Origin of the sequence: Blastopirellula marina DSM 3645 (assembly GCF_000153105.1) — a bacterium.
In the GTDB taxonomy this organism is placed as follows: Bacteria; Planctomycetota; Planctomycetia; order Pirellulales; family Pirellulaceae; genus Blastopirellula; species Blastopirellula marina.
The window spans coordinates 615,935-639,356 of record NZ_CH672377.1 but is presented as its reverse complement, the minus strand read 5'-3'; the positions used below and the strand labels follow the sequence as shown (position 1 = coordinate 639,356).

At 56.1% G+C, this 23,422-nt stretch carries 18 protein-coding genes and 2 tRNA genes; 9 read left to right on the top strand and 11 right to left on the bottom strand.

What is annotated here, in order from left to right; translation table 11 throughout:
• Positions 1–55: 55 nt before the first annotated feature.
• The 7 genes from DSM3645_RS21680 to DSM3645_RS21650 form a co-directional block, all read right to left on the bottom strand.
• Complete coding sequence (locus DSM3645_RS21680) at positions 56–3,247, bottom strand: type I restriction endonuclease subunit R (RefSeq protein WP_002654723.1); 3,192 nt, start codon at positions 3,245–3,247, stop codon at positions 56–58.
• Complete coding sequence (locus DSM3645_RS21675) at positions 3,244–4,599, bottom strand: restriction endonuclease subunit S (protein WP_202595002.1); 1,356 nt, start codon at positions 4,597–4,599, stop codon at positions 3,244–3,246. The genes DSM3645_RS21680 and DSM3645_RS21675 overlap by 4 nt, the downstream gene beginning before the upstream one ends.
• A 16-nt stretch (positions 4,600–4,615) precedes the next feature.
• Positions 4,616–6,247: a class I SAM-dependent DNA methyltransferase gene (locus DSM3645_RS21670; RefSeq protein WP_002654721.1), complete on the bottom strand. Its 1,632-nt coding sequence runs from the start codon at positions 6,245–6,247 to the stop codon at positions 4,616–4,618.
• A 340-nt stretch (positions 6,248–6,587) separates the two neighbouring features.
• Positions 6,588–6,660, bottom strand: a tRNA-Asn gene (locus tag DSM3645_RS21665).
• 262 nt (positions 6,661–6,922) lie between these two features.
• On the bottom strand, positions 6,923–7,273 hold the full coding sequence (locus DSM3645_RS21660; protein ID WP_202595001.1) for an ATP-binding protein: 351 nt from the start codon (positions 7,271–7,273) through the stop codon (positions 6,923–6,925).
• Positions 7,274–7,501: 228 nt separating this feature from the next.
• Positions 7,502–7,861: an STAS domain-containing protein gene (locus tag DSM3645_RS21655; protein WP_040352913.1), complete on the bottom strand. Its 360-nt coding sequence runs from the start codon at positions 7,859–7,861 to the stop codon at positions 7,502–7,504.
• A 172-nt stretch (positions 7,862–8,033) separates the two neighbouring features.
• Positions 8,034–8,336 (bottom strand): hypothetical protein, encoded by a 303-nt coding sequence (locus DSM3645_RS21650; RefSeq protein ID WP_002654717.1) that lies wholly within the window; start codon positions 8,334–8,336, stop codon positions 8,034–8,036.
• Between the two features lie 384 nt (positions 8,337–8,720).
• Here DSM3645_RS21650 and DSM3645_RS21645 point away from each other — a divergent pair, with 384 nt between their 5' ends.
• Complete coding sequence (locus DSM3645_RS21645) at positions 8,721–9,527, top strand: hypothetical protein (protein ID WP_002654715.1); 807 nt, start codon at positions 8,721–8,723, stop codon at positions 9,525–9,527.
• Between the two features lie 2 nt (positions 9,528–9,529).
• On the opposite strand, the gene DSM3645_RS21640 is transcribed toward DSM3645_RS21645, so the two are convergent.
• Positions 9,530–9,826, bottom strand: coding sequence for a hypothetical protein (locus DSM3645_RS21640; RefSeq protein WP_002654714.1), 297 nt, complete (start codon positions 9,824–9,826; stop codon positions 9,530–9,532).
• A gap of 329 nt (positions 9,827–10,155) precedes the next feature.
• Between DSM3645_RS21640 and DSM3645_RS28790 the strand changes: the two genes are divergently transcribed.
• Positions 10,156–13,992 carry an MFS transporter gene (locus DSM3645_RS28790; RefSeq protein WP_002654713.1) on the top strand — a complete coding sequence of 1,279 codons (3,837 nt, stop codon included), beginning with the start codon at positions 10,156–10,158 and terminating at the stop codon, positions 13,990–13,992.
• A gap of 125 nt (positions 13,993–14,117) precedes the next feature.
• On the opposite strand, the gene DSM3645_RS28785 is transcribed toward DSM3645_RS28790, so the two are convergent.
• Positions 14,118–15,083, bottom strand: coding sequence for a hypothetical protein (locus DSM3645_RS28785; RefSeq protein ID WP_002654712.1), 966 nt, complete (start codon positions 15,081–15,083; stop codon positions 14,118–14,120).
• Positions 15,084–15,369: 286 nt separating this feature from the next.
• Here DSM3645_RS28785 and DSM3645_RS21620 point away from each other — a divergent pair, with 286 nt between their 5' ends.
• A complete protein-coding gene (locus DSM3645_RS21620) occupies positions 15,370–16,509 on the top strand; it encodes a hypothetical protein (protein ID WP_002654710.1) in 1,140 nt (379 codons plus the stop codon).
• Positions 16,510–16,517: 8 nt separating this feature from the next.
• On the opposite strand, the gene DSM3645_RS21615 is transcribed toward DSM3645_RS21620, so the two are convergent.
• Both DSM3645_RS21615 and DSM3645_RS21610 read right to left on the bottom strand, forming a co-directional pair.
• Positions 16,518–16,814, bottom strand: a complete 297-nt coding sequence (locus DSM3645_RS21615; protein WP_002654709.1) for a hypothetical protein — start codon at positions 16,812–16,814, stop codon at positions 16,518–16,520.
• A gap of 318 nt (positions 16,815–17,132) precedes the next feature.
• A tRNA-Leu gene (locus DSM3645_RS21610) sits at positions 17,133–17,214 on the bottom strand.
• Between the two features lie 191 nt (positions 17,215–17,405).
• Between DSM3645_RS21610 and DSM3645_RS21605 the strand changes: the two genes are divergently transcribed.
• The 6 genes from DSM3645_RS21605 (at position 17,406) to DSM3645_RS21580 (ending at position 23,411) form a co-directional block, all read left to right on the top strand.
• On the top strand, positions 17,406–18,086 hold the full coding sequence (locus DSM3645_RS21605; protein WP_002654708.1) for an HAD family hydrolase: 681 nt from the start codon (positions 17,406–17,408) through the stop codon (positions 18,084–18,086).
• Positions 18,087–18,189: 103 nt separating this feature from the next.
• The gene (locus tag DSM3645_RS21600; protein WP_002654707.1) at positions 18,190–18,975 is read left to right on the top strand and encodes an NTP transferase domain-containing protein; all 786 of its coding nucleotides are present in this window, start codon (positions 18,190–18,192) and stop codon (positions 18,973–18,975) included.
• A gap of 108 nt (positions 18,976–19,083) precedes the next feature.
• Positions 19,084–19,812: a hypothetical protein gene (locus DSM3645_RS21595; RefSeq protein WP_131282780.1), complete on the top strand. Its 729-nt coding sequence runs from the start codon at positions 19,084–19,086 to the stop codon at positions 19,810–19,812.
• Between the two features lie 147 nt (positions 19,813–19,959).
• Complete coding sequence (locus DSM3645_RS21590) at positions 19,960–20,214, top strand: hypothetical protein (protein WP_002654705.1); 255 nt, start codon at positions 19,960–19,962, stop codon at positions 20,212–20,214.
• A 128-nt stretch (positions 20,215–20,342) separates the two neighbouring features.
• A complete protein-coding gene (locus DSM3645_RS21585) occupies positions 20,343–22,100 on the top strand; it encodes an Nramp family divalent metal transporter (RefSeq protein ID WP_116344545.1) in 1,758 nt (585 codons plus the stop codon).
• Positions 22,101–22,214: 114 nt separating this feature from the next.
• On the top strand, positions 22,215–23,411 hold the full coding sequence (locus DSM3645_RS21580; RefSeq protein WP_002654703.1) for a glycosyltransferase: 1,197 nt from the start codon (positions 22,215–22,217) through the stop codon (positions 23,409–23,411).
• Positions 23,412–23,422: the final 11 nt, after the last annotated feature.

The following is a 23,422-nucleotide window of genomic DNA, read 5'->3' as shown; positions in this document are numbered from 1 at the left end:
CTCGCCCATCCGCCGCTTTCCGTCGCCTTCGAGGGCTGGGCGTCGCTGCGCGGTGCTACAGCCCTGTGCGGTGCTTCTTAAAGTTCTCTGCTTGTGCGTAGATCTCTTGGTAAACCTCATCCCGGTCGACCGGCGGATAGCCGTGATCGGCCAGCACTAGGATCAGGTCGACCTTTAACTCGGCTTTGATGTCGTCGCGCTTGCTCCAGTCGGTGTATTTCACTTTATCATCGACGACCAGCTTCACCGCTTTGGCTAGCTCGATCAGCTTGTCTTCGGGATAAGTGAAATCGTATTTGATCGCCAGGCTTTTTAAGATGTCGTAAAACGCTTTGTCTTCCAGGTCGATCCCCAGGTCGTGGAACGACTCGCGTTCGTCTTTTAGGGCTCGGATCAGGTCGACAATTTCGCTCGAAAAATCGTCCAGCACGTCGCTCACTAGGACGTCTTCTTCGCTTCGCTCGTTATAGCGGTCGACCAAATCTTTGAACTTTTGGGCGAAGTCGATTCCCCGGATCCGGTTGGTTCTTTTGAACTCTTCAATCGCTTTGGCCAACATCTGCTGCAGCAGTTTGATCTTGGTGTTGGGCAGCTTGATCTTTTCAATCTTCGCCAAATAGTCGTCGTCAAAGATGTCGATTCCGTCGACATCGCCCAGTTTAAAAATCTCCTCGACGCCATCGCTCTTCAGCGCTTCGGCAATCATCTCGCGCACCTTCTTGTTCATCTGCGCGGCGTCCGGCGCATTGCCTTTGGTCAGCTTGAATACGATCGAGCGAACCGCCAAGTAGAAGTGAATCCGGTCTCGCTCGTCCTGGCTGAGTCCTTCGCTGCCGCAACAAATGTCGTAGGCGGCCTTCATCCGTTTTACCAACGCCATGAAACGCTTCTCGATCTTTTCCGTCAGCTGGGCGTATTCCGCCGCTCGGTTCAGGCAGTTCAGCTGGGCGACCGAGTCGCCATGAAAATAATCGGACGCGTCGAATTTCTGAAAGACTTGGCGCAGCAGATCCAAGTGGTCCTTCACCACGACGACCGATTGGCTGATCTCCTCGAAGTTCTGCTGGTCCGCTTTGTTGTAATGAGCCAGCGCCAGATTCATCTGCTTCTTGATCCCGATGTAGTCAATCACCAAGCCCTTCTGCTTCGACTCAAACTTCCGATTCACGCGCGAAATCGTCTGGATCAAGTTGTGGCGTTTGACCGGTTTATCGATGTACATGGTGTCCAGTGAAGGGACATCGAAACCGGTCAGCCACATATCGACCACGACGGCGATTTTGAAGTTCGATTTCAAGTTCTTAAACTGGCGGTCCAGTTCCTGGCGATAATCCTTGCCGCCCAGCAGATCGTAAAGCTCTTTCTGGTCATCCTTGCCGCGAGTCATGATCATTTTGATCCGCTCCATCGGCTTGATCTTCTTGCGCTCCGTCTCGGTCAGTTCGACACCCTCGGCAGACTCGCGGACTTCGTTCCATTGGGGACGCAGCGCAATCACCTCTTGGTAGAACGCCCAGGCGATTTCCCGCTTGCTGCAGACGAACATCGCTTTGCCTGCGACGGTCGAACCTTCTTCGACTCGCTTTTCGTAGTGCGCCACAAAGTCGGCGGCCACCGCTTTGATGCGCTGAGGGTCGCCTAGGATCGCGTTCATCTGGGCCGAGGCTTTTTTGCTCTCTTCAATCTGGTAGTCGCTGGCTCCTTCGTCCGCGCAGCGCTGATAGTACTCCTCGATCTCTTCCAGTTTCTGATTGTCCAGCAGCACCTTCGCGGCGCGTCCTTCATAGACGATCCGCACCGTGATTTCGTCCCTGACCGATTCGGTCATCGTGTAGGAGTCGACCACTTCGCCAAATACATCCAGCGTCGCGTCGATCGGCGTGCCGGTGAAACCGACATAGGTCGCATTCGGCAGCGAATCGTGCAAGTACTTGGCGAACCCGTATGACTTTTTGACGCCGGATTCAGTCACCTTCACCTTTTGATCCAAGTTGATCTGGCTGCGATGGGCCTCGTCCGAAATGCAGATCACATTGGCGCGATCGGTCAGCAGCTGCGCGTCTTCGGTAAACTTGTGAATCGTCGTCAGAAAGACCCCTCCGCTCTGGCGTCCTGTCAATAGTTCCCGCAACTGCGCACGGCTTTCCACGCTCATTACGGTCTGATCACCGATGTAATTTTTCGCATTGGTGAATTGCTTCGAGAGCTGATCGTCCAAGTCGGTGCGATCGGTGATCAGCAGAATCGTCGGGCTCTCCAGGGCAAGACTCTTCATCAACAGTCGCGTCAGAAACAGCATCGTAAAGCTTTTGCCGCAGCCGGTCGCGCCAAAGTACGTCCCCCCTTTGCCGTCCCCGTCCGGTTTGCGGTGCTGCAAAATATGCTGGTACAGTTTCTGAGCCGCGTAAAACTGCGGGTAGCGGCAGACGACTTTTACTTCCGCTTTAGAAACATCGGGGAAGTGAATGAAATCGCGGATTACCTGCCGCAGACGCAGGGGATCGAACAAGCCTTGCAGCATGGTGTGCAGCGAGTTGATCCCGTCTCGCGTGGCGACCTCGTCGCTGGTGATCTTTTGCCACGTGTAAAAGAACTCGTAGTCGGCCAGCAGCGAGCCCATCTTGTTGTTCACCCCATCGCTGATCACGCAGAGCGCGTTGTACTTCATCAACTCAGGGATATCGCGGGCGTAGCGCACGGTCAGTTGCAGGTAGGCGTCGTGCAAAGTCGCGTTTTCGCGAATCGCGCTCTTGAACTCAAACACCACCAACGGCAAACCGTTGATATACAGGATGAGATCCGGGATCCGTTTCTCGCGCCCTTCGATCTCCAGTTGATTGACGACTTTGTAGATATTGGCGTCCCCGGTTTGATCACCGGTCGTCTGCTCAGCTACGACCAATCCAGAGTAGTCGATCAGTTGGATGTAAAGATCTTTTTGATTGCGATCTTCGCGTTTGAGCAAAAAGCCGTCCGAGACCCACTTGCAGATCGTTTTGTTCGAGTCGTACAAATCGGCGGCGTTGAGCGAGTCGAGTTGGCGAACAATCGAGTCGATTTCGCCTTCGGTGATGCCGTCGGCGGCATATCGCTTGGCCAGGAAGTCTCGCAGGTCGGATCGAATCAGGACATCACTGGGGTCTCGCACCATGTCGGCGCCGGAGAGGTACGGATAGCCTTGGTCAGCCAGCAATTGGATGATGGCTGCTTCGAGCTTTGCTTCGGTGAATTTTTGAGTCGTGCTCATAAGCTATTCGCCACCAGCTTTTCGGCGTCCGGGATGCGAATCTCGCCCGAAAGGAGTTTGGGGAGAAGCGTGTCGCGAAGTTTGGTGAGTGAGTTGGTCTCGAGTTTCAACTTCGTGATGCGAGCAAAAAACGTGGAGCAGGTTTTGTGATAACTAGTCAGTAGCGGAGGTTTCGATGGCAGACACAAGAAGTAACTGTCGAAACAAGAATTTTGCACGCGTTGCCGTCCGGATGACCCCACCATGTTCGATACGCAATGTGCGCGAAAATTTTCGTCACGGACAAGAGCGGCAATAAACGGCGTGCCGATCTCATTCTTGGGCCTCAAAACGATGAATTCAGTTGAACCAAAACCGGGTTCGTCATCGTCAAGATAATCCACAACTCCCGCCTTCCCATTCTCAAGGCAGGGAGTTATCCGTGCCATTAGAACATCGGCGTTCAGAAACTTTGCTCCACCTGAGAATTCTTTTTCGATGACTTCATTGATCGCAAATCCCGAGGTCGGCAGCGACTTCATGTCGACATACTTCGCGACTGCACCTTTCTTCAAACTTACTCGAGGGTTAATCGTGATTGCTTCGCCTACCGGCGTCACTTTCCATCCCTCAGGAATCCAGCCCATTTCTTCATCGAACTGGAAGGCATCGGGAAAGAGCTTTTGGATGTGGGCGGGGAGGGGTTGTGTGGAGTTGGCGAGGGCGCGGCGGGTTTCGGCTCGGGCCTGCAGAGGCTCGGGGATGGGGTTGCCGGCGGCCAGCGCTTTGTCGATCACCGGATCAAAATCGACAAACCAGCTCTGGAATAACGCCCGAGCCATCGACTCCAGCGTCTCGTTCATCTGGCGGTTCAGCTCGATCTTGTCGTCAAGCGTCTTTAAGACGCCTCCTATTACTCGTTGTTCAAGAACGGACGGAAACGAGATTTTGAGTCGACTTATCATTTCATTGTTCAAGCTCGCCCGTGTCGACATCGTAGAAAACGCGCGCATTTCGCTTCTGAACTTGGGCGACCGCAAATAGTAGGCGACGAACTCGGGAACAATTGTGGTGTCGGGTTTTGGACGCAGGCGTTTTGTGAACCCATTGAATGTAGCATCCTCGTAATCTTTGACCGCGACGCTACTCATCCCTAGTTCATTCATCGTTTCGCTCGTGCGCGTCAGGAAAACATCCCCACGATTAACTGAGCATTTTTGCTGTTCTTCTTTCGTGGACTGCACCAACTGAGAAAGTTCGTTGGGCAAGAAGTAGTTGTACATCACATCCTTGAACGCGACGAAGGGATGGCCGGAACCGAAGAACTTGGCGGATTTTGAAAGCCCTGAACTGATGTCGTAAAGATCAGTCAAAAAAGCAGTTTTCCATTCACTCCCCATAACCCAGCGCCCCCAAATTATTCCGGATCGCCTTATCCAGCTGCTTCGCCTCTTCCATCTGCTGGTACAGCGTGGTGGTCAACTCGGTCATCTTGGTTTCAAACGGAATGCCATCGTCTTCGATCGCGGCCGCGCCGACATAGCGGCCCGGCGTCAGCACGTAATCGTTGGCTTGGATCTCGGCGAGGGTCGCGCTTTTGCAAAAGCCGGGGCGGTCGGCGTAGGCGCCATCTTTGGGTTCGCCGCGCCACGCGTGATACGTCTGGGTGATTTCGGCGATGTCGGTTTCGGTCAGCTCTTTGTGCGTGCGGTCGACCATCGTGCCGTGATTTCGCGCGTCGATAAACAAGGTTTCGCCGCTCCGCTTTCGCTGGTTCAGTTCGCTGTGCCCTTGGACCTTGCGAGCCTGTTTACTTTTGGTCAAAAACCAGAGACAGACCGGGATTTGCGTTGTGTAAAACAGTTGCCCCGGCAGCGCGATCATGCAATCGACCAGATCATTTTCGATGATCTTTTGCCGGATCGCGCCTTCGCCGCTGGTGCTGGTCGACATCGACCCGTTGGCCAGTACAAACCCGGCGACGCCGTTTTCGGAGAGCTTGCTGATCATATGCAAGATCCACCCATAGTTGGCGTTGCCTGCCGGCGGTACGTCGTACCCGCTCCACCGCGGATCGTCGGTCAGTTCGTCGGGGCCGCGCCACGCTTTGAGGTTGAACGGGGGATTGGCCAGGATGTAGTCGGCTTTCAGGTCAGGGTGCTGATCCTTGAAAAAGGTATCGGCCGGGACTTCGCCCAGGTTGCCGGCGATGCCGCGAATCGCCAGGTTCATTTTGGCCAGCTTGTACGTCGTGCTGGTTTGCTCCTGACCATAGATGGAGATATCTTTTTGGTTGCCGTGATGGCTGGTGATGAATTTGACCGACTGGACAAACATGCCGCCGCTGCCGCAGCAAGGGTCATAGATTTTGCCGCTGTAGGGCTCCAGCATTTCGGCCAGCAGATTGACCACGCACTTGGGCGTATAGAACTCGCCGCCCCCTTTGCCTTCGGTCGCGGCGAACTTGCCCAAAAAGTATTCGTAGACCCGGCCGACGATGTCTTCTTCGGATTCGGCCGCCTGATCGGCCACCGTGCTGAGGTTGTTGATGCTGTCGATCAGCGCCGCCAACTTGGCGACGTCGATCCCCATCCGCGAGAAATAGTTGTCCGGCAGCGCCCCTTTGAGCGACGGGTTGTTCTTTTCGACCGCATGCAAGGCGCTGTCAATGTGGACGGCGATGTCGGCCTGTTTGGCCTGTTTGACGATGGTCGACCAGCGCGAGTTCTCCGGCAAGTAAAAGACGTTCTGCATGGTGTAGAACTCGACCATGTCGACGTAGTCGGCTTTGCCTTCGGCGATTAGCGCCGCGCGGCGCTGCTGAAACCGGTCGCTGACAAATTTGAGAAAGATCAGCGAGAGGACGACATGCTTGTACTCGGACGATTCGACCGTCCCCCGCAGCTTGTCGGCGGTGTCCCACAGGGTTTGCTCAAACGATTTCTTCGCTTTGGATTCTTTGTTCTGGGGGGGAGAAGTCTGGCGGGCGGTTGCTTTTTTGGTGGTCGATTTCTTAGCCATAGATGTCTGTCAAGAACCAAGGAAGAGCGTCGTGTAAGTCGCAGAGAAATCTACGCTGTGGACTAATTTGGGGGTATTCTAACACGATCATGACAAGGTCTGCTGCCGTTACTTGGATTTCCGCCGTTCCCCTAGCCGGTCCGCCGTGGAGACCGCAGCCAATCAAGGGGTTCACCCAAGCGGCCAAGAAATGCGAGAGCGCAAGAGTCTCCCGTGAGAGCGGGTCAGATCACCGCAAACCGTCGCCAGCAAGCCAAGAAACGACCAGCGCCGAGAGCTTTCACTCTCGGCGCTGTGCGTTGGATTGTTTGTCAGCGGAAAATCCGCTGACCTACAGAAGCTCCCCCGGTAGGACTCGAACCTACGACATAGCGGTTAACAGCCGCTCGCTCTACCAGCTGAGCTACAGGGGATCGTTGAAAGAGTCTAATTTAGCTAGGTCGCTTTGAAACGCAACACCCCTTGGGCTGATCTAAGGCTGCTGGCGGCGACTTTTTTGCTCGGCATTTTCCCTACGACCCGGACCGGTTTTGACCTGAGATCGTAGAAAAAGGTTCGGCTGCTGATTGGGGCATGCGATCTTTAGAGCGGGGGCCGTGGGCGACGCAGTCGCCTGGGGCGGCGGAGTTGCTCGAGACCGTGACGACTACCAACGCGCAGCGATCATTTACATCGTCACTGCGAGCGGACTTTCTCCATGAAAACGGAGTTGCCGCGATCGTTGTACCGCACGTCAGTCATGTAGGCTTTGATCAGCATGACGCCGCGTCCCGACTCGTTTTCCAGGTTCTCTTCTTCCGTCGGATCGGGGACCTCGACGGGGTTAAAACCGGGACCTTCGTCGGTAATACGAAGAGACACGCGATCGGCTCCGACGTTCATCTCAATTTGAACGTTTTTTTCGGGGTTGTAAGCGTTGCCATGCTTGATTGCGTTGACGATCGCTTCTTCCGCGGCCAAATGGATGCCGAACACGTCGGACATGCCCCATGAATGCTCTTCCAGCTTGGAAAGAAGCTGCTTCACGAGACGCTGACCTTCATGCGTTTCGCTCGGAATCGTTTCCGAGCAAGTCCAAAGCCAATTGTTACTTGCTCCCATAGTTTCTTGGGGGTTTCGGGAGTAACGGGAGTGCGACCTAGTAGGAGTCGCGGGACGAGCCACTAGCGGAATGAAGAATAGAGATAAAGGGCGATTGCCTGCGGTAACTGGATTCTGGCGAAACGAGCACGATCCAAATCGACGGATGGGCCGTTACGACTTAAAGGCCGCCAACGCGTCAGGAAGGTCTTCACGGATATCAAACAACTTGTTGAGTTTGGTGATCGCGAAAACTTCCATGATTTCTGGTCGGATATTGCTCATGCGCAGCTTACCGCTGTGAGCTTTGACCTGCTTTTCTAAGTTGATCAATTTGCCAAGTGCGGAACTCGACAAAAATTCAACATGCGAAAAGTTAAGCAGGATGTTCTTTTTTTGATCTTGTTCGACCAGAGCGGTAAACTCCTGGCCGATCTCTTGGATTTGGGAATCGTCTAGTATCTTGCGATCAATAAACTGGACGACAGTCACACCGCTGACTTCAGAAACCCCAAGACGCCGATGATCGGCCATGCATCCACCTCGCTGGCAATGAAGCAGTTAGCCGTCGCCTTGCCCAAAAGCAGATCGGCCATTTGACGTAACCCGTTATTTCAAATGATATTCGTGCAGACGGTGCTGTCAACGCCTCCTCTTGCTAGCAACGGGCAACTTCCCTCAGAAACAGGGGCCAGAGAAGCCGGTTTTACTGACGTCGGCTTTTCAGCGTGACGTGCTCGATCAGCAAGTAGTTCGAGCCCCGATATTCGGTCACGACGCCGGAGAGCGTCCAAGTGATCTTGCTGGCCGACTGCTCCATCGATTGGGCGACCCGTTCCATGGTCAGGTTCTCCAAAACCTGAAAGTCTTGCGATCCGTCCTCGCTGACAAACCGCAGCCGGTCCCCCACCCAATCGAACTGGCCGACGCTGTCGGTAACGCGCGTTCCCTCGCGGACACGGTTGCGACGGCGGTTCTCGTCCGCTTGGGCGCTGGCGCGGTCGGTCACTACTTCGATGTCTGGCGCCGAAATGGGGGGGGAGTTTGCGATTGTTGCTGTGCCTTAGCGACAAACGGGAGCGCGGCGAGGGCCAAGACGGCGAAGATGCCTAGCATTCGTAACATCAGAGAAACCACGGGTAGGAGTGCGCTGGAGATACTGCTTTGTGTCAATTTTAGGACACGCTTTGGGGGCGCGCGGCCGTGGCGTTTTCACCACCGTGTTGTTATTTCGCGACAGCGAATTCTCTTGGCGATCGACTACTGCAGCGTGTAAGATAATGGCTGGCAATGATTTACGCTGATTCACGCCGCTTGCTTGGATGCTTTGGCGCCGTGGTTGCATTTTGGCACGGAAGACCTTTTGTCCGCCAGAATTCGCCGAGTCGCCGCTATGTACCTTCGATTCACGTCCATTTTGACCCTGCTGCTCCTCCTCAGCACGCAGGCCAACGGTTCCGAAATCACCGTTCTATTGGAGAGCGGCCGTTCGCTTACCGGCTCGGTTTCGTCCAAGTCGGATGATTCTCAACTTTGGCTGGCGACCGGCAATTCAGGGGTTCGGATCGTTCGTCCGATCGACTGGGATCGGATCCAATCGGCCAGCGTCGCTGGCGCGACGATTTCGTCCGATCAGTTGCGACAGCAACAAATGGATTTGATCGATCCAGAAATTCGTTTGCGATCCGAGATCGTTGCGCGGCCCGTTCAGCAGGCTTCCTACGAAACCGAGGAGACGTACGTCCCGCGGCTGTCGTCGCTGCATGTCAGCGCCACGCTGGAGAATTGGGACTACGACATCATCGCCGATGGCCTGCTGTTAACGATCGACGCTCGGGATCAGTTTGGGCGTTCGCTGGATCTCCAAGGGCAATATGACGCCGAGCTATATGCTTTTCGGCGGCACGATTTTTATACGGCGCCGTCGCAGCGCGGCGTCGTTTCGACCCGTTTAGGTCGCTGGGGCGGTAAGCTTGAGTCGTCTGGCGGAACGGCCGCCGTCCGTTTGCCGTATCAGGGGCTCAACCCGGAGACGGACGATACGCTCAGCCCCAATGGGCTGGTGAAAGTCCGCATCATCGTGCCGGGGCAGGGGGTCTTCGAGCGTAAATTAGACTGGGTCCGGATTCGCACCTATTCCCCCTATCGCGACTATCTAGATCTGAACCAGGGGTCGAACTTACCGTATCAGCGGCGCTAGTTTTAACCAGGTTTTTGCATCGCTAGACTATGCAAAATCAAAACTCCGCCGACCGACATCAGCGCCCAGCCGAGCCATTCTGGCGGATTGATCGTACGCTTATTGCTGGCCTGTTTCTCGGCGGCCGGCACAAAAGCAGGCGGAATCTCACCGGCTTCGGCTTGTTGCTTGACGATCCTTTTGGCGATAAAAGAGCTCGCTTCCGCCGTCAACGTGACAGAATCGATGACGCGAAATTGGATTCCGAGCGCAAGCACGATCAGACCGATCATGAAGTATTGGTTGCGATTCAGTTCCATAGGGTGGCTCTCAGTCGTTGGGCACGTGAGCAGAGGTATCTATAAATATCGAGCTAGCGATCGGTGAATTTCAGCGGATTCTCTGGGGGCAGGGTTATTGCGCCGGTGACGATCGCAAGCATATTTCGGTCTGAATACGGCGTCGAGCGCAATCTTGGGGGGGCGCGATGGCGGAAAGTGGTTTAAATTGGCGCCGATTTGGCTCGTGAGGATGCTTATCTCGCGTCATGGTTGACGGTGGAGTTCTCCGCTACCCACTACTAGGTGGATTGACGCGAATCGGCTAACTTACCGGATTAAATTGCGGAACCTATCTGAAGCTATCTTCCATGAATTCTGACGCCGTGTCCTCGATCGAAAGCGAAGCGGAAAGCGACGCCCAGCGCGATGATCTGTGGTCCGCCAGCTTTCTCGGTTTGGTCGTTACCCAGATGCTGGGCGCGGTGAACGACAACATCTTTCGCTGGTTTGTCATCGGCATCGGCAAAGAGCAGGCCGCGACCAATATTGCTTCGGTCTTGATGGCCGGCACCGCCTGTTTTGTGCTTCCCTATATATTGTTCGCCGCGCATGCCGGCTATCTGGCCGACCGCTACAGCAAGCGCACGGTGATCGTTTGGTGCAAGTGGGCCGAAGTCGCCATCATGGCGCTCGGCATCGTGTTTGTCGTGACCAACAGTTTCTGGTGGTTGTTGGCGACCGTCTTCTTGATGGGGGCGCAAAGTGCGCTGTATGGGCCCGCCAAACTGGGCGCCGTTCCCGAGATGCTGAAGATGAAGCATATCTCGGCCGCCAACGGGATCTTGGGACTGGGAACGGTCATCGCCGTCGCGGTCGGCACGTTTGTCGGCAATTCGCTCAGCGACTGGACCGATCAGGGAATGACGAACATCGGTCTGGCGGCGGTGATCTTGATCGGTACGGCGCTGGTGGGCGTCGGCGCCAGTTTGCTGATTCAGCCGCTGCCGGTTGCGAATAGCAACTTGAAATTTCCTTGGAGCCCGATCGCGGCGTTCCACGAGACGATTCGCAACTTGCGCGTGCTGGGAGAGGATCGCGCTATCTTGCGCGTGGCGCTGGGAACCGCGTTCTTCTGGTCCTTGGCGAGTCTCGCCCAGATGAATATCGATCAATTCGCCGGCGAGGGAGGTACGACGACGCAGCAGCAGGTCGGACCGCTCTTGATCGCGCTGGTCGCCGGCGTCGCCGTCGGCTGCGTCTTGGCAGGCTACTGGTCGCAAGGCCACGTCGAACTGGGCATCTTGCCGCTGGGCGCCGCAGGCATGGCGCTCAGTTCGTTGGCGTTATCCTTTGTGCATGGCGCGATCATCAATCCAGACGAGACGCTGAACGCGACGTATGGGATCACCTGTGCGCTGCTCTTCTCGTTGGGGGTATTCGCCGGGCTGTTCGAGGTTCCGCTGGCGGCGTTCTTGCAACACCGGAGCGATCCGCGCAAGCGAGGCGTCGTGCTCGCCGCTAGCAACTTCCTCACATTCAGCGGCTGCATGGTCGTCGCGATCATGTTCATGGGAATGCGCTGGCAAATACGGGAAGGTGCGCTGCAAAATATCGAAGCAGCTCAGTACGTAGGATCGCCCGAGTTTGAAACGCAATTAGCGGCGCAGGTCTTGGCGCACCAAAACGAGTGGGAAAAAGGAAACGGAACGCGGATCACGATCGAGCAGATCGACCGCTTCGCCGCTACCGATGATGAGCGGCGAAAAGCGATCGCCGAGTTGCTATGGGTCGAGCTTTCCCAGAGATTCAAAGTTCAAGATTTGGTCGATCGCAGCAATCAGCTTGCGCGGTTTCCGGAAGACAAGCAGTTGGCGGCGGCCGTGTTTTATCAAGCCTCCGGCTTACCGCTCCTCTCATCTCGCTTCATTTTCCTCTTTTGTGGAATCGCGACCGTGCCGGTGCTATGGTACATCTTACGGCTTCTCCCTCAGCCGACGATTCGCTTTTTCGTCTGGCTCGCCAGCGAAACGTGTTATCGCATTCGGGTCTATGACCGAGAAAATCTGCCGGTCAACGGCGGCGCGCTGCTCGTTTCAAATCACGTCACTTATTTAGACGGAATCTTGCTGCTGCTGACCAGTAGTCGCCCGGTGCGGATGTTCGTTTGGGCGGGGAACTTTCAGAGCAAGTGGGCGCGCGAGTTCGCCGAATGGCATGGCGCGATTATGATCGACAACGGCCCGAAGGGAATCTTAAAGGCCTTGCGCGTTGGGAACGCCGCGATCAAGAATGGCGAACTGGTTTGCATCTTCGCCGAAGGGGGCATCACGCGCAGCGGTCAAGTGCAAGGATTCAAACGCGGTCTGATGAAGTTGGTGCAAGGGACCGATGCGCCCGTCGTGCCTGTTTTTCTGGACGAACTTTGGGGAAGCATTTTCAGCTTTTCCGGCGGCAAGTTTTTTTGGAAGCGTCCGCAAGGTTGGCGGACGCCGATTTCAATTCATTTTGGCAAACCGATTGAGGCGCCCTACGACGTGTTTAAAATTCGCCAAGCGGTGCAGCGACTTGGTTCTCATGCGTTTGCTGTGCGCCATGATCGGGTTGTTCCTCCAGTTCAGTCGTTTATCAAGGCCTGCAAGAAGCGGCTGTTCGCTCGCAAAGTGGTCGATTCGACCGGCGTTGATCTGACCGGAGGCAAACTGCTGGCCGGTGCAATGATCATGCGGCGCTTGCTCAATCGTCATGTGTTGGCCGATCGTCATGCGGAACCGATGGTCGGCATCTTGCTGCCGCCTACCGGCGCCGATGTGGTAGTAAACGCCGCGCTGGCGCTCGATCGTCGGACGACGGTCAATTTGAACTACACCGTCGGCAATGACGTTTTGAATTCCTGCATTCGTCAGGCCGGCGTCAAGCATGTGCTGACCAGCCGCAAGTTTATGGAGAAGTTTGACTACAAGCTCGACGCCGAAATTGTCTTGCTGGAAGACTTGAAAACGAAGCCGACGACGCTCGACAAAGTCGCCTGCGGCGCCGCAGCGTTTTTGACGCCGAGTCGAATTTTGAATTGGCGATTTGGCCTGAACGAAATCGAGCCGGAAGATTTGGTGACAATCATCTTTACTTCGGGCTCGACCGGCGAGCCGAAGGGGGTGATGCTCACGCAATCCAATATCGCGTCGAACGTTCAAGCAGTCGATCAGATGGGGCATCTGCACAGCAAAGATGTGATGATCGGCATCTTGCCGTTCTTCCATTCGTTCGGCTATACGCTGACGATGTGGCCGGTGCTGGCGCTCGACATTGCCGGCGCGTTCCACTTTAGCCCGCTGGACGCCAAGCAGATCGGTCAGTTGACCCATAAATACGCTGGGACGTTGATGTTCTCTACGCCGACCTTCTTGCGCGGCTTTTTGCGACGCGTCGATCCTGATTTGTTCCGCTCGTTGGAAGTGGTCATCGCCGGCGCCGAGAAGTTGCCCCATGACCTGTGCGACGAGTTTGAGCAGCGCTTCGGCGTTCGTCCGGTCGAAGGCTATGGGGCGACCGAGTGTTCGCCGCTCGTGTCGTGCAATATTCCGCCTAGTCGATCGTTTGACAATTTTCAGCCCGATCGCAAAGAAGGGACCGTCGGTCGCCCGATTCCGAATGTCTCGGCACGGATTGTCGATCTCGACTCGCACGAAGAACTAGCCTCTGATCAGCAGGGGATGCTCCAGATTCTGGGGCCGAACGTCATGCTTGGTTACCTTCACTTGCCCGAGAAAACGGCCGAGGTGATCCAAGACGATTGGTACACCACCGGCGACATGGCGGTGATCGACGAAGATGGCTTCATTTGCATCACCGGACGGATTAGCCGCTTCTCAAAGATCGGCGGCGAGATGGTGCCGCACATTCAGATCGAAGATGCATTGAATACGATGCTGGCCCCAGCCGACGATGAGAAGCCGCGGATCGCCGTTTCAGCCGCTCCTTGCAACAGAAAGGGCGAGCGGCTCATCGTCCTCTACACAGAAATGGACAAGTCGCCAGAGCAGCTGCGCGAAGCGCTGGTCGCCCGGGGCTTGCCCAATATCTTTATTCCGGCGCAAGACGCTTTTTATCAGGTGCCGGAATTACCGCTGCTAGGAACCGGAAAGCTCGACTTGAAAGCGATCAAAGAGATGGCGCTGTTGCAAGCCTCCGCACATGCGGATCGTTGATGACGCGAGCCTGGGATCCACTGTTGGCCGCCGTGCGCGCCGAGACTTCGATTGGTCGGTCGAATAGTCCGGACTGCGGGAGACGCGCGACGCACATTGAACCTGTCCGCTTCTCTACCGTCGTATTAACGACGTAGATCGGCGGTTCGCTTCCGCGGAAAGGGGCCGGCGATTTCGACCGGGGCGATGGTTACTTCTTTCGGCGATTCGGCAGAGAGGGGACGAATGCCGTTCTCTTGTTTAGCGACAAAAGGTCGTGGAGAACCGTCGCTGGTCACTTCGCGCGGAGACGAGCTATTCGCCGGGGGCGAAAGCGGCTGCTGGGCAGCCTTGCTGCGCTCGTAGACGCGGTTGGTCGCTTGGACAAATTGTGCGCGAAGGGCCGGATCGATTTCGGTCAATTTTTGCGACAGGTTTTGGATGCCGGTGATGTTGTCTTCCGAACTCTTGGAGATCTTGCCGAGAAAGGCCGTCGTCTCAGCGAAGTTGGCGTCCGCGGTTTTGCCGATCAGCGGGTACAACGTGCGGGCCAGCAGGTCGGCCCCTTTATGCTCGAATTTGACGAACACGTCCAATTGGTTCGAGACGAACGTTTTGTTGAGTTCGTTCGGAGCATATCCGGTTTTTAGCACGAGCACGCATTTCGCGTCGACTTTGCCAGGCGCCAGTGGACCTTCGTAGTAGCCGTTGGCGACCATGATATGCGTGTCGCGATTGCCGTAGACCAATTCCACGTCGCTCACGGTTCCGGCGCCATCTTGGGCGTGAAACGAAAATTGCCCGGTTCGCTCGACGGCGACATTCGTAATTCCCATCAAGCGCCAAATGTTGACGATGATTTCTGGATATCGAACCATCAGCAGATAGAGGTCGGGATCGCAATCGATCACCTGTACCGGCAAACGGCGGAAGATGCTCGGGTTGGTCACCACATGGCGAATGTCGTCGCCGGCCTGAACGGTCAGCTTGCCAAACGGGATCTCGCGAATCGCGGCTTCCCGATCCCCTCGATTGAAGGCGACCGTTTCGTTCGGATAGCTGCCTGATTCTTGCGCCAAAGCCGCACCAGCAAAACCGATCATTACGGCCATGGCCGTGAACCACCGTGCCGCACGTACATATCTTTGGTTCGCGATGCAAATGGCATCTCGGACTCTGCGCGTCATACGTCCCCCGGAAGCAGGTCGACCTCGCCGACTGTTAAGCTGTTTCGATCCTGATGATAATTCGGTTCAGAGAGGGGGGAATCCTCAATCAATCTCTTCCATACGAACGATTCCAGCCCGAATGCTAGCAGTACCGGCAATGAATCGCCCTTGTCGCCAGCGGCGGCGCCGATATCATCATCGCTCTCATGCGCCACTGTCAGGCCAGATTATGTATCGCGTTTTATCAAAAAGCTGGAGGGGGCTCGCCTCGCTGTTGATTGCAGCGTTTGGATTGGTTTGCGCTGTTTCCTATAGCTGCGATTTCTATCTCCAGTCGTATAATGAAGCTCAGCTAGCGCAAGCTCCTGACGGAGAAGTTGAATTCTATTTGCGCCGTCAATTGCAAGTCTCGAACCATCCGGAACAAGACTTGGTCGATGCTCTAAACAGCAACCGCGCTCCCCTGGCGCTGGCCGCCGCCCATGTACTGAAGCAAAAGAGAAGACGATGGCGCAATCAAGCGGCGCTTCGTTATCAACAAGAAGCGATTGAAATCGCGGTGCAATTGGAAACGCGTTGGGACCAGCTTACGCCCACGGCGCGTCTGGCGGCCGCCAGCATGGCGGAGGATGTCGCCAACTGGAATCTTGGGCTCGAACCGGCTCAGGCGCGCCGATTCAACCAAGCGATGGATCAGATACTACGGCGATCCGCATCGACGGCTCCGATTGCACAGCCGCGTCCCTTGGTGTCAGCGCTGACCATGTTGACGCCGGACGAGCAGAAGAGCATGCCGACCGAATATGAGCCGCCAGAAAAGATCGCCGCAGCGCCCGGAGGTTACCTGCCGATAGCCCCGGTCAATCCAGACGCGAAAGTGGCCGGCAAATTGCAGCCGCCGAGCGGATTTCCGTCCGCCGCCGCGCTGACCAGTAAGCCGATTGACCCGCAAGGCGCTGACCGACAACCATCTGGGTTCGCCGGAACATCATTGGGGACGACGCCGGGTTTGTTGCCAGAATCGGCGCGGCCCAGTCCGCCGATGGATCTAAAAAAGCTAGCGGATATCGATGTCATGCATTGGTTGCACGATACGCGGCCAGAGATCGTCGAGTTGGCCGAAGAAGAGCTGTTGAGCCGGCGGTTTCAGCCGTTTGAGCTGCAGCTGGCTCGCCGTTTAACGAGTCCTCGCGTCGAAGAGCGCCTACGCCTAGCGAAAGAATTATCGGTCGAAAGGTCGTATGATCGACAGACTTGGCTGATCGAACTGGCGCATGACGTGGATGCGGATGTCCGGATCATCGCTCAAAAGCAATTGATGCAAATGCGCGTTAGCGATCGCGATGCGTCCTATGACGCATCGCGATAGAGAGACGCTTAGCTCAACTTGGCGAGCTTTTCGAGCGCTTCTTTGGCGCGGGAGATGCTGCCGATTTGTTCCACAAACTCTTTGGTTTTCAGCAGATCATCGACGGTCAGAGCGCCGGTCTTGGTCGCGCCGCTCTTTCGTTTGTCCATCGAAAGAATGGTGCTGACGTACTGCGGAGTCACGCCAGGCATCTGCTTTTTTAGCGCATCGGAAATAGCCGAAGGTCCGGCTGACGGGTTTTCTGTTTTGTACTTGCGAATTGCATTCGCTTTGTTGCCTTTGCTGGCGGCGGCTTTTTTCGCCATAAAAGTAGAGACTCCAAATCAAGTTGTGATTAGCGGGGGGGATATGAGCTCGACACTCGACAGCAGTCGATGCAAGCTAACAAGGTAATACGACCTTATAGGTTTCGTTCTAACTTTGCTTATTATGTAGAAAGTGCAAGCAGCTATCTACCTCCCCTCGGAAGATGTCCCCAACCCCTCAGATAGATGTACGATGAAATTCGTCAGCAAATCTTCGCCGGAGAATTATTTTGGCGATAGATATTGTCGATGACCGATGCGTTTTTTTGATTTGCGCATAAAAAAACGGCTGTCGAATGTCGACCAGCCGTTACAAAGTGGGGATGACAGGAATCGAACCTGCACTCCGTTAGGAACTAGAACCTAAATCTAGCGCGTCTGCCAATTTCGCCACATCCCCGTCTTTTCCCTCCTCGGTAGAGTGTTGGCGCTTCGCCGAGGGAAGCTCTGAATTCTAGCATTCTCGCGGTTGCGCACAACTCCGCCTAACGGCTCAACTCCCCTATATTTTAAGGGGGACAAAGTCGACAATGGCCCAGTGGGCGGCATATCTTCTGAGCGAGATTGTAGAATAGGAGCAACGGAAATAGCATGAGTTCGCGCGCAAAAAGTAAAATCGAGGCCGTTGTCTTTGACATGGATGGCCTCATGTTTAACACCGAACTCTTATACCCCCAGGTTTCCTACGAATTGCTGAAGCGGCGCGGGCACGAGCTAACGCAAGAGCTCACCAATGCGATGATGGGGCGCCCTAGTCGAGACGCCTTTCGAATCATGATCGAATGGCACGAACTGGACGAAACGCCTGAAAACTTGGCCGACGAGTCGGACGCCATCTTCGAAGGGATCTTGGACGAGCATCTAGCGCCGATGCCGGGACTACTCGCCCTGTTGGACTCGCTGGAGCAAGCCGAACTACCCAAGGGGGTCGCGACTAGTTCTGGTCGGCCGATGGCGGAGAAAATCTTGGGCACGTTCGCGATCCTGCCGCGGCTCCGATTCTTGTTGTGCGGAACTGACGTCGAAAACGGGAAGCCCAATCCGGAAATCTATTTGCTAGCGGCGGAGAAGATGGGAGTTTCGCCGGAGCGGATGTTGGTGCTCGAAGATAGTCACACCGGCAGTCGCGCAGCGATCGCCGCCGGCGCCTTCGTCGTCGCGACGCCTGGAGATCATAGTCGGCATCATGATTTTACCGGCGCTCAGTTCGTCGCCGACACGCTGGAAGATGCGCGGATCTACGAAGTGCTAGGTTTGCCACGCAAGATCTAGTCTTTTTGTCACTCTTGACCCTATTTTGTGGAGACTGCTACACTAATCGCGGGGACGACGGTTTCAATTTTTTCGCCGGCAAAACAACTACAAGGATGCCGAAATGCTGAAGAATCTTGCCATTCTGCAGATCGATACCGTCAACCAAGACAGCGTCAGCGCTGCAGGGCGCGACGCCGGGAATCGCAGTCGAATTGTTCCCTCTCGGCTAGCTCAACGCTTCATTGCCGGCAAACCGCTGGTCGAATGGATCATTCGCCGCGTCGGCGAGGCCCACGTCGACGGCGTGATGGTGGTTCTTTCGGACGATGCCGACACCAACGCGGTGCTGCCGCTCATCCCGAGCGATACGCCGGTGTATATCAGCCGCAAGCATGATTCGCTTGGTCGTTTCGCCGATGCTGTCCGCGAATATCAGCCGCGCGGCGTTGTGCGCATTCCGATCGAGACCCCTTTTGTCGATCCGGCGCTGATTGATCGTTTGCTGACCACCGCTGCGATGTTTGAGAAATGCGATTACGTCGGCTATCGTCACTTGGACGGGTGCGCCGCTGTCGCTTCTCCGTTGGGGCTATTCGCGGAATGGTATCGCGCCAAAGCGATCTTGAAAGCGGATGAAATTGTTACCGATTCCGCCGAACGAGCCGATATAAGCCGATCGATTTCGACTCGCCCCGATTGGTTCCCGCAGCATCTGTTGCCGGTTCCGAGCGAGCTGGAAGGCGCCGACGTCCGCTTGTCGGTCGTGGACGAAGAGGATTGGGAGCACTCGCTGACGATTGTCGATGCGATGCGTTCACACGATCTCGAATGGCAGGATGTCGTTCGATTCATTCGTGAAACGCCTCATCTGCGGCAGCGAATGGAGACGATGAATCAAGTCGGATAAACTTTGTCTGCGCCGATAGGAAACGGCCTTGCAAAGTTGCCCCGCAGATCTTCGCCTGGCTCGGGTAGGCCGGCGAATTTTCAAACGCAGCGAATGGAGTCGCTCGCGATGGAAGATGCAGAAGGGTACGCCGACGAGTGGATCGTCTCGGCGAGCGCCGGCTTAACGAGTCGATTGACGATCGTCATCGATCCAAAAAACACGCTGTTTGACGCAACCGTCGGACAGCGTTGGCTGTTTCAATTAGTCGGGGGGCGACGAGATGAGGCGGATTTCGCCGCATTCTTCGCCCAGTGGACCACACAAAATTTGCCCGCAATCTGGCGCGGCGAGCGTCCTTATTGGGACGCGATGAAAGAGTATCTGTGCGCCAAAGGACTCTCCAGCGGGCACGTCGACGAACTGTGGCGCGCTGCGTCGCGCAAGTTCCCCGAGCTTGAGTCGGGCGGAAAGCCATCGCCTGACATCTTGCTGATTTTAGAGCGCGTTCGCCAATATGGGGTCCAACTGATATCGCTTTGGGAAACGACCCAAACGGTCGATTCTCGTTGTCGTGAGCATGCTTGGACCAAAGCGTTTGACCAAGTCGTCACCACGTGGGAGTTGGGCTGCGACGCCGGAGACCCAGTCGCCTATCAGCGACTTCGCACGCAGATTGGGGATTCGGTCTGCGTCCTGCAAAGCGCCGACGCGCGCGTCCTGACGGCCGCCGCCAAAGCCGGTTGGCTCACGCTAGCAATCGGGCGTAACGCGCCGATCCCGGCTTCGGTGATGCTGTCGAACTGGGCCGATTTGATCCCGTGGGCGGCGCTGCGAGGAAATCGCCAAGCAGCTTAGGTGGGGGCGAATCGCCGTTTATTCCGAAAAATCGGTGCAACCGGAATAAGTTCTCTAATTTCCACAATCGGAAACTGCCGATCGAGTTGGTAAGGGCGCCTCTCGATTGCGTCCTGTTCGCCAGTTTTGATTCGTGGAAGTAATGCAATGAAAAAATTGCTCGCCATCCTGATGGCCGCGTCATCGATTAGCGCCGGAGTTGGGTGCACGATGTGCGCTCATCCCAACGACTATTGCTATGCTGTCTACGACGAATCCCACGCCTACGGACATCGAGCCGGCTCGGCTTTCAGTCCCGTCTCGTACAGCAGCAGCGGTGAGACGACCACGGTGCTGGAAACGGTCGATTCCGAGCTAATGATCGACGATGAGTATTATGAAGTGGGAAGTTCGCTTCCTTAAGCAGACAGTGCAGCATTTTATTCTTCCCAAAGCGGGGCGCATGCGTTAGTCTCGTAGGTTCGCAACCGCCGCAAATCTTTGCGCGTGGTGGTCACCTCTTGAAACGCGCCCTCTGAAGTTAGCCCCGCTTGAGTACCACGCCTGCCGATTCCTCTCCGCAATTGGAAGAGGATTTGCTCCGAATCGAAACGCCCCCCACTTCTTATGTCGCTATTTTGCGGCGGATTGGGCCGGGTTTGATCGTGGCTGGATCGATCGTCGGCTCCGGCGAGTTGATCGCAACCACCAAAGCAGGCGCCGAAGCCGGATTCTGGCTCCTCTGGCTGATCATGATCGGCTGCGTGATCAAAGTCTTTGTTCAGGTAGAGTTTGGCCGCTACACCATCTTCAGCGGCAATACGGCGCTGTATGGGATGAACCAAGTCCCTGGACCGGCGATCTCGTACCGGTTGGTGACGCCGGCGCGGGTCAACTGGTTGATGATCTATTGGTTTGTGATGACCGCCGCAAGCATCGCTCAGCTGGGCGGCATTGTCGGCGGCGTCGGCCAAGCGCTGCAGATGGGACTGCCGCTGACCGAAAAGGGGCGGTACTACAACGAATTTGGCGATCTGCAAACGCGGATTCGCGTTACCGAAACCTTGATCACGCGAGCCGCAGATCGCGACGACCCGGAAGAAGAAGCAGGGCAGCGCACGATACTCGCGCAGTTAGAAGGAGATCTGGACGAGCAAGGCGCGCGCTTTCTCGCGCTGCGTCGTTCGATTCAAACCGCCAACACCGATTTATTAGACTACCAACCAGAAAGTGCAGAGGCCGCCGCACTGCGTACCGAGTTGACCAAGCGTAAAGACGAACTGAAAGCGATTCAAAAAAACGTCGAACCAATCGACGACGAAATCTGGGCGGCTGTATTGGGAGGCGTGACCGCGATTCTGTTGCTGGTCGGACGCTACCGCTTTATTGAAACGATTTCGACCGTGTTGGTCGCATCATTCACGCTGGTGACGGTCGGTAATCTGCTGGCGCTGCAGCTTAATCCCGATTGGGCGGTCACTCCGCAAGAATTTCTGCGAGGGCTTAGTTTCCGCTTTACGCCGGCCAACGAAGCGATCGGCGTCTCGCCGCTGATGACCGCGCTGGCCACGTTTGGCATTATCGGCGTCGGCGCGACGGAGTTGATCGCTTATCCCTATTGGTGTCTCGAAAAAGGATATGCTCGGTTTGTCGGGCCGCGTGACGATTCGCCCGAGTGGGGACATCGCGCGGCTGGTTGGATGCGGGTGATGTGCTGCGACGCGTGGTGTTCGATGATCGTCTATACGTTCGCGACCATTGCGTTTTATTTGCTGGGCGCGGCGATCTTGGGGCGAATTAAATTGATTCCGGAAAGCTCCGAGATGATCCGCTCGCTGAGCGTGATGTACGAACCCGTTTTTGGCGCGTATGCGCCTCCCCTCTTTTTGTTCGGCGCGTTTGCGGTCCTTTACTCGACGTTCTTTGTGGCGAACGCATGTCATGCCCGCGTCAACGCCGATGGGCTGCAGATCTTCGGCCTATTGGGGCAAGGAGACGCGACCTATCGCGGCGGAGTCCGGTTCTTGTGCGGCTTCTTCCCGCTGCTGTGCGTGGTGATTTACATCGTCTATCCCCATCCGACCATTTTGGTGATCTTTAGCGGTATGATGCAGGCGATCATGTTGCCGATGTTGTCGGCCGCGGCGCTCTACTTCCGCTACTACCGCTGTGATCAACGGATTGCGCCCGGCGTCGCGTGGGACGTTTGCCTTTGGCTCTCGGCGATCGGCATGTTGATCGCCGGCGGATATCTGGCCTATGCAAAAGCGCCGGAACTGGTTCGTAGCCTGATGGGATTGTGGCGATAGTCCGCCGCGCCTCCCAATAACCGTTACAACCGGAGAATCGCGAGAATCGCCGAGCGATACGCCGCTAGAGTTCTATATTTCGGTGGACTGATCACTTCCCCCGGAATTTTGCTGATGGACGGCCCGCTTTCCTCGCATGCTGCAGACAACCTGTCCGGCGACTATTCGAGCGCCGCGCCGCCGGCTATCCCTACGCGCCCGAGGGAAGTTCGCACGGTGAAAGTGCTGCATTTGATCAACGGAGAGCACTATTCGGGCGCCGAGCGCGTGCAAGATCTACTGGGACTTCGCCTGCCGGAGTTTGGCTATCACGCCGATTTCGCTTGTGTGAAACCGGGCAAGTTTCTCACATCGCGGCAAGCGGAGACAAGCCAAGTCTTTGACCTGGCGATGCGACATCGTTTTGATCTCTGGCGAGCTCGTGACGCCGCGCGACTCATTCGGGATGAAGGGTACGAGATTGTCCATGCCCATACGCCGCGCACGGCGTTATTGGCCATGTTGGCCATTCGCGGCAGCGCAACGAAGTTCGTCTACCACGTTCATAGTCCAACTTCGCGCGACTCGACGCGCCGCTTCAAAAATTGGGTAAACCAGAAGGTTGAATCGATGGCGATGACCAAAGCGGATCGCCTGATCACGGTTTCTCACAGTTTGAGCCGACACATGAGGCAACTGAAAGTCGCAGCCGAGAAGGTTCGCGTGGTCCACAACGGCGTGCCGCCGCTCGCCGAAGTTCCCTCGCACAATACTCCCACCGACGATTGGACGTTGGGCTGCGTCGCGCTGTTTCGCCCGCGCAAGGGAATGGAAGTCTTGCTGCAAGCGCTGGCCAACCTGCGCAGCCAAGGGCAGGCAGTTCGGTTACGCGCGGTAGGGCCTTTCGAGACGCCAGAGTACGAACGAGACATCCTGGCATTGGTCGACAAATTAAAACTCAAAGATGCGATCGAGTGGGTTGGCTTTACCCAAGAAGTCAATCGCGAGCTTTTCAAGATGGACTTGTTTGTGCTGCCGAGTCTATTTGGCGAAGGGTTGCCGATGGTCGTGCTCGAAGCGATGGCGGCCGGCGTGCCGGTGATCGCCTCCGACGTCGAAGGCGTTTGCGAAGCGATCCAGCCGAAAGCCGACGGTTTGCTCGCTATCCCCGGCGACGCCGATGATCTGACGAAAAAAATCTTGGCGGTCGTTTCTGGCGAAATCCACTGGTCGGCGCTTCGCCAAGCGGCGATTCGGCGGCAACGCGACTCTTTTTCGGACCGCAGCATGGCCGCCGGAACCGCCGCAGTTTACGACGAATTGGTCCGCTAAACGCCTGACCC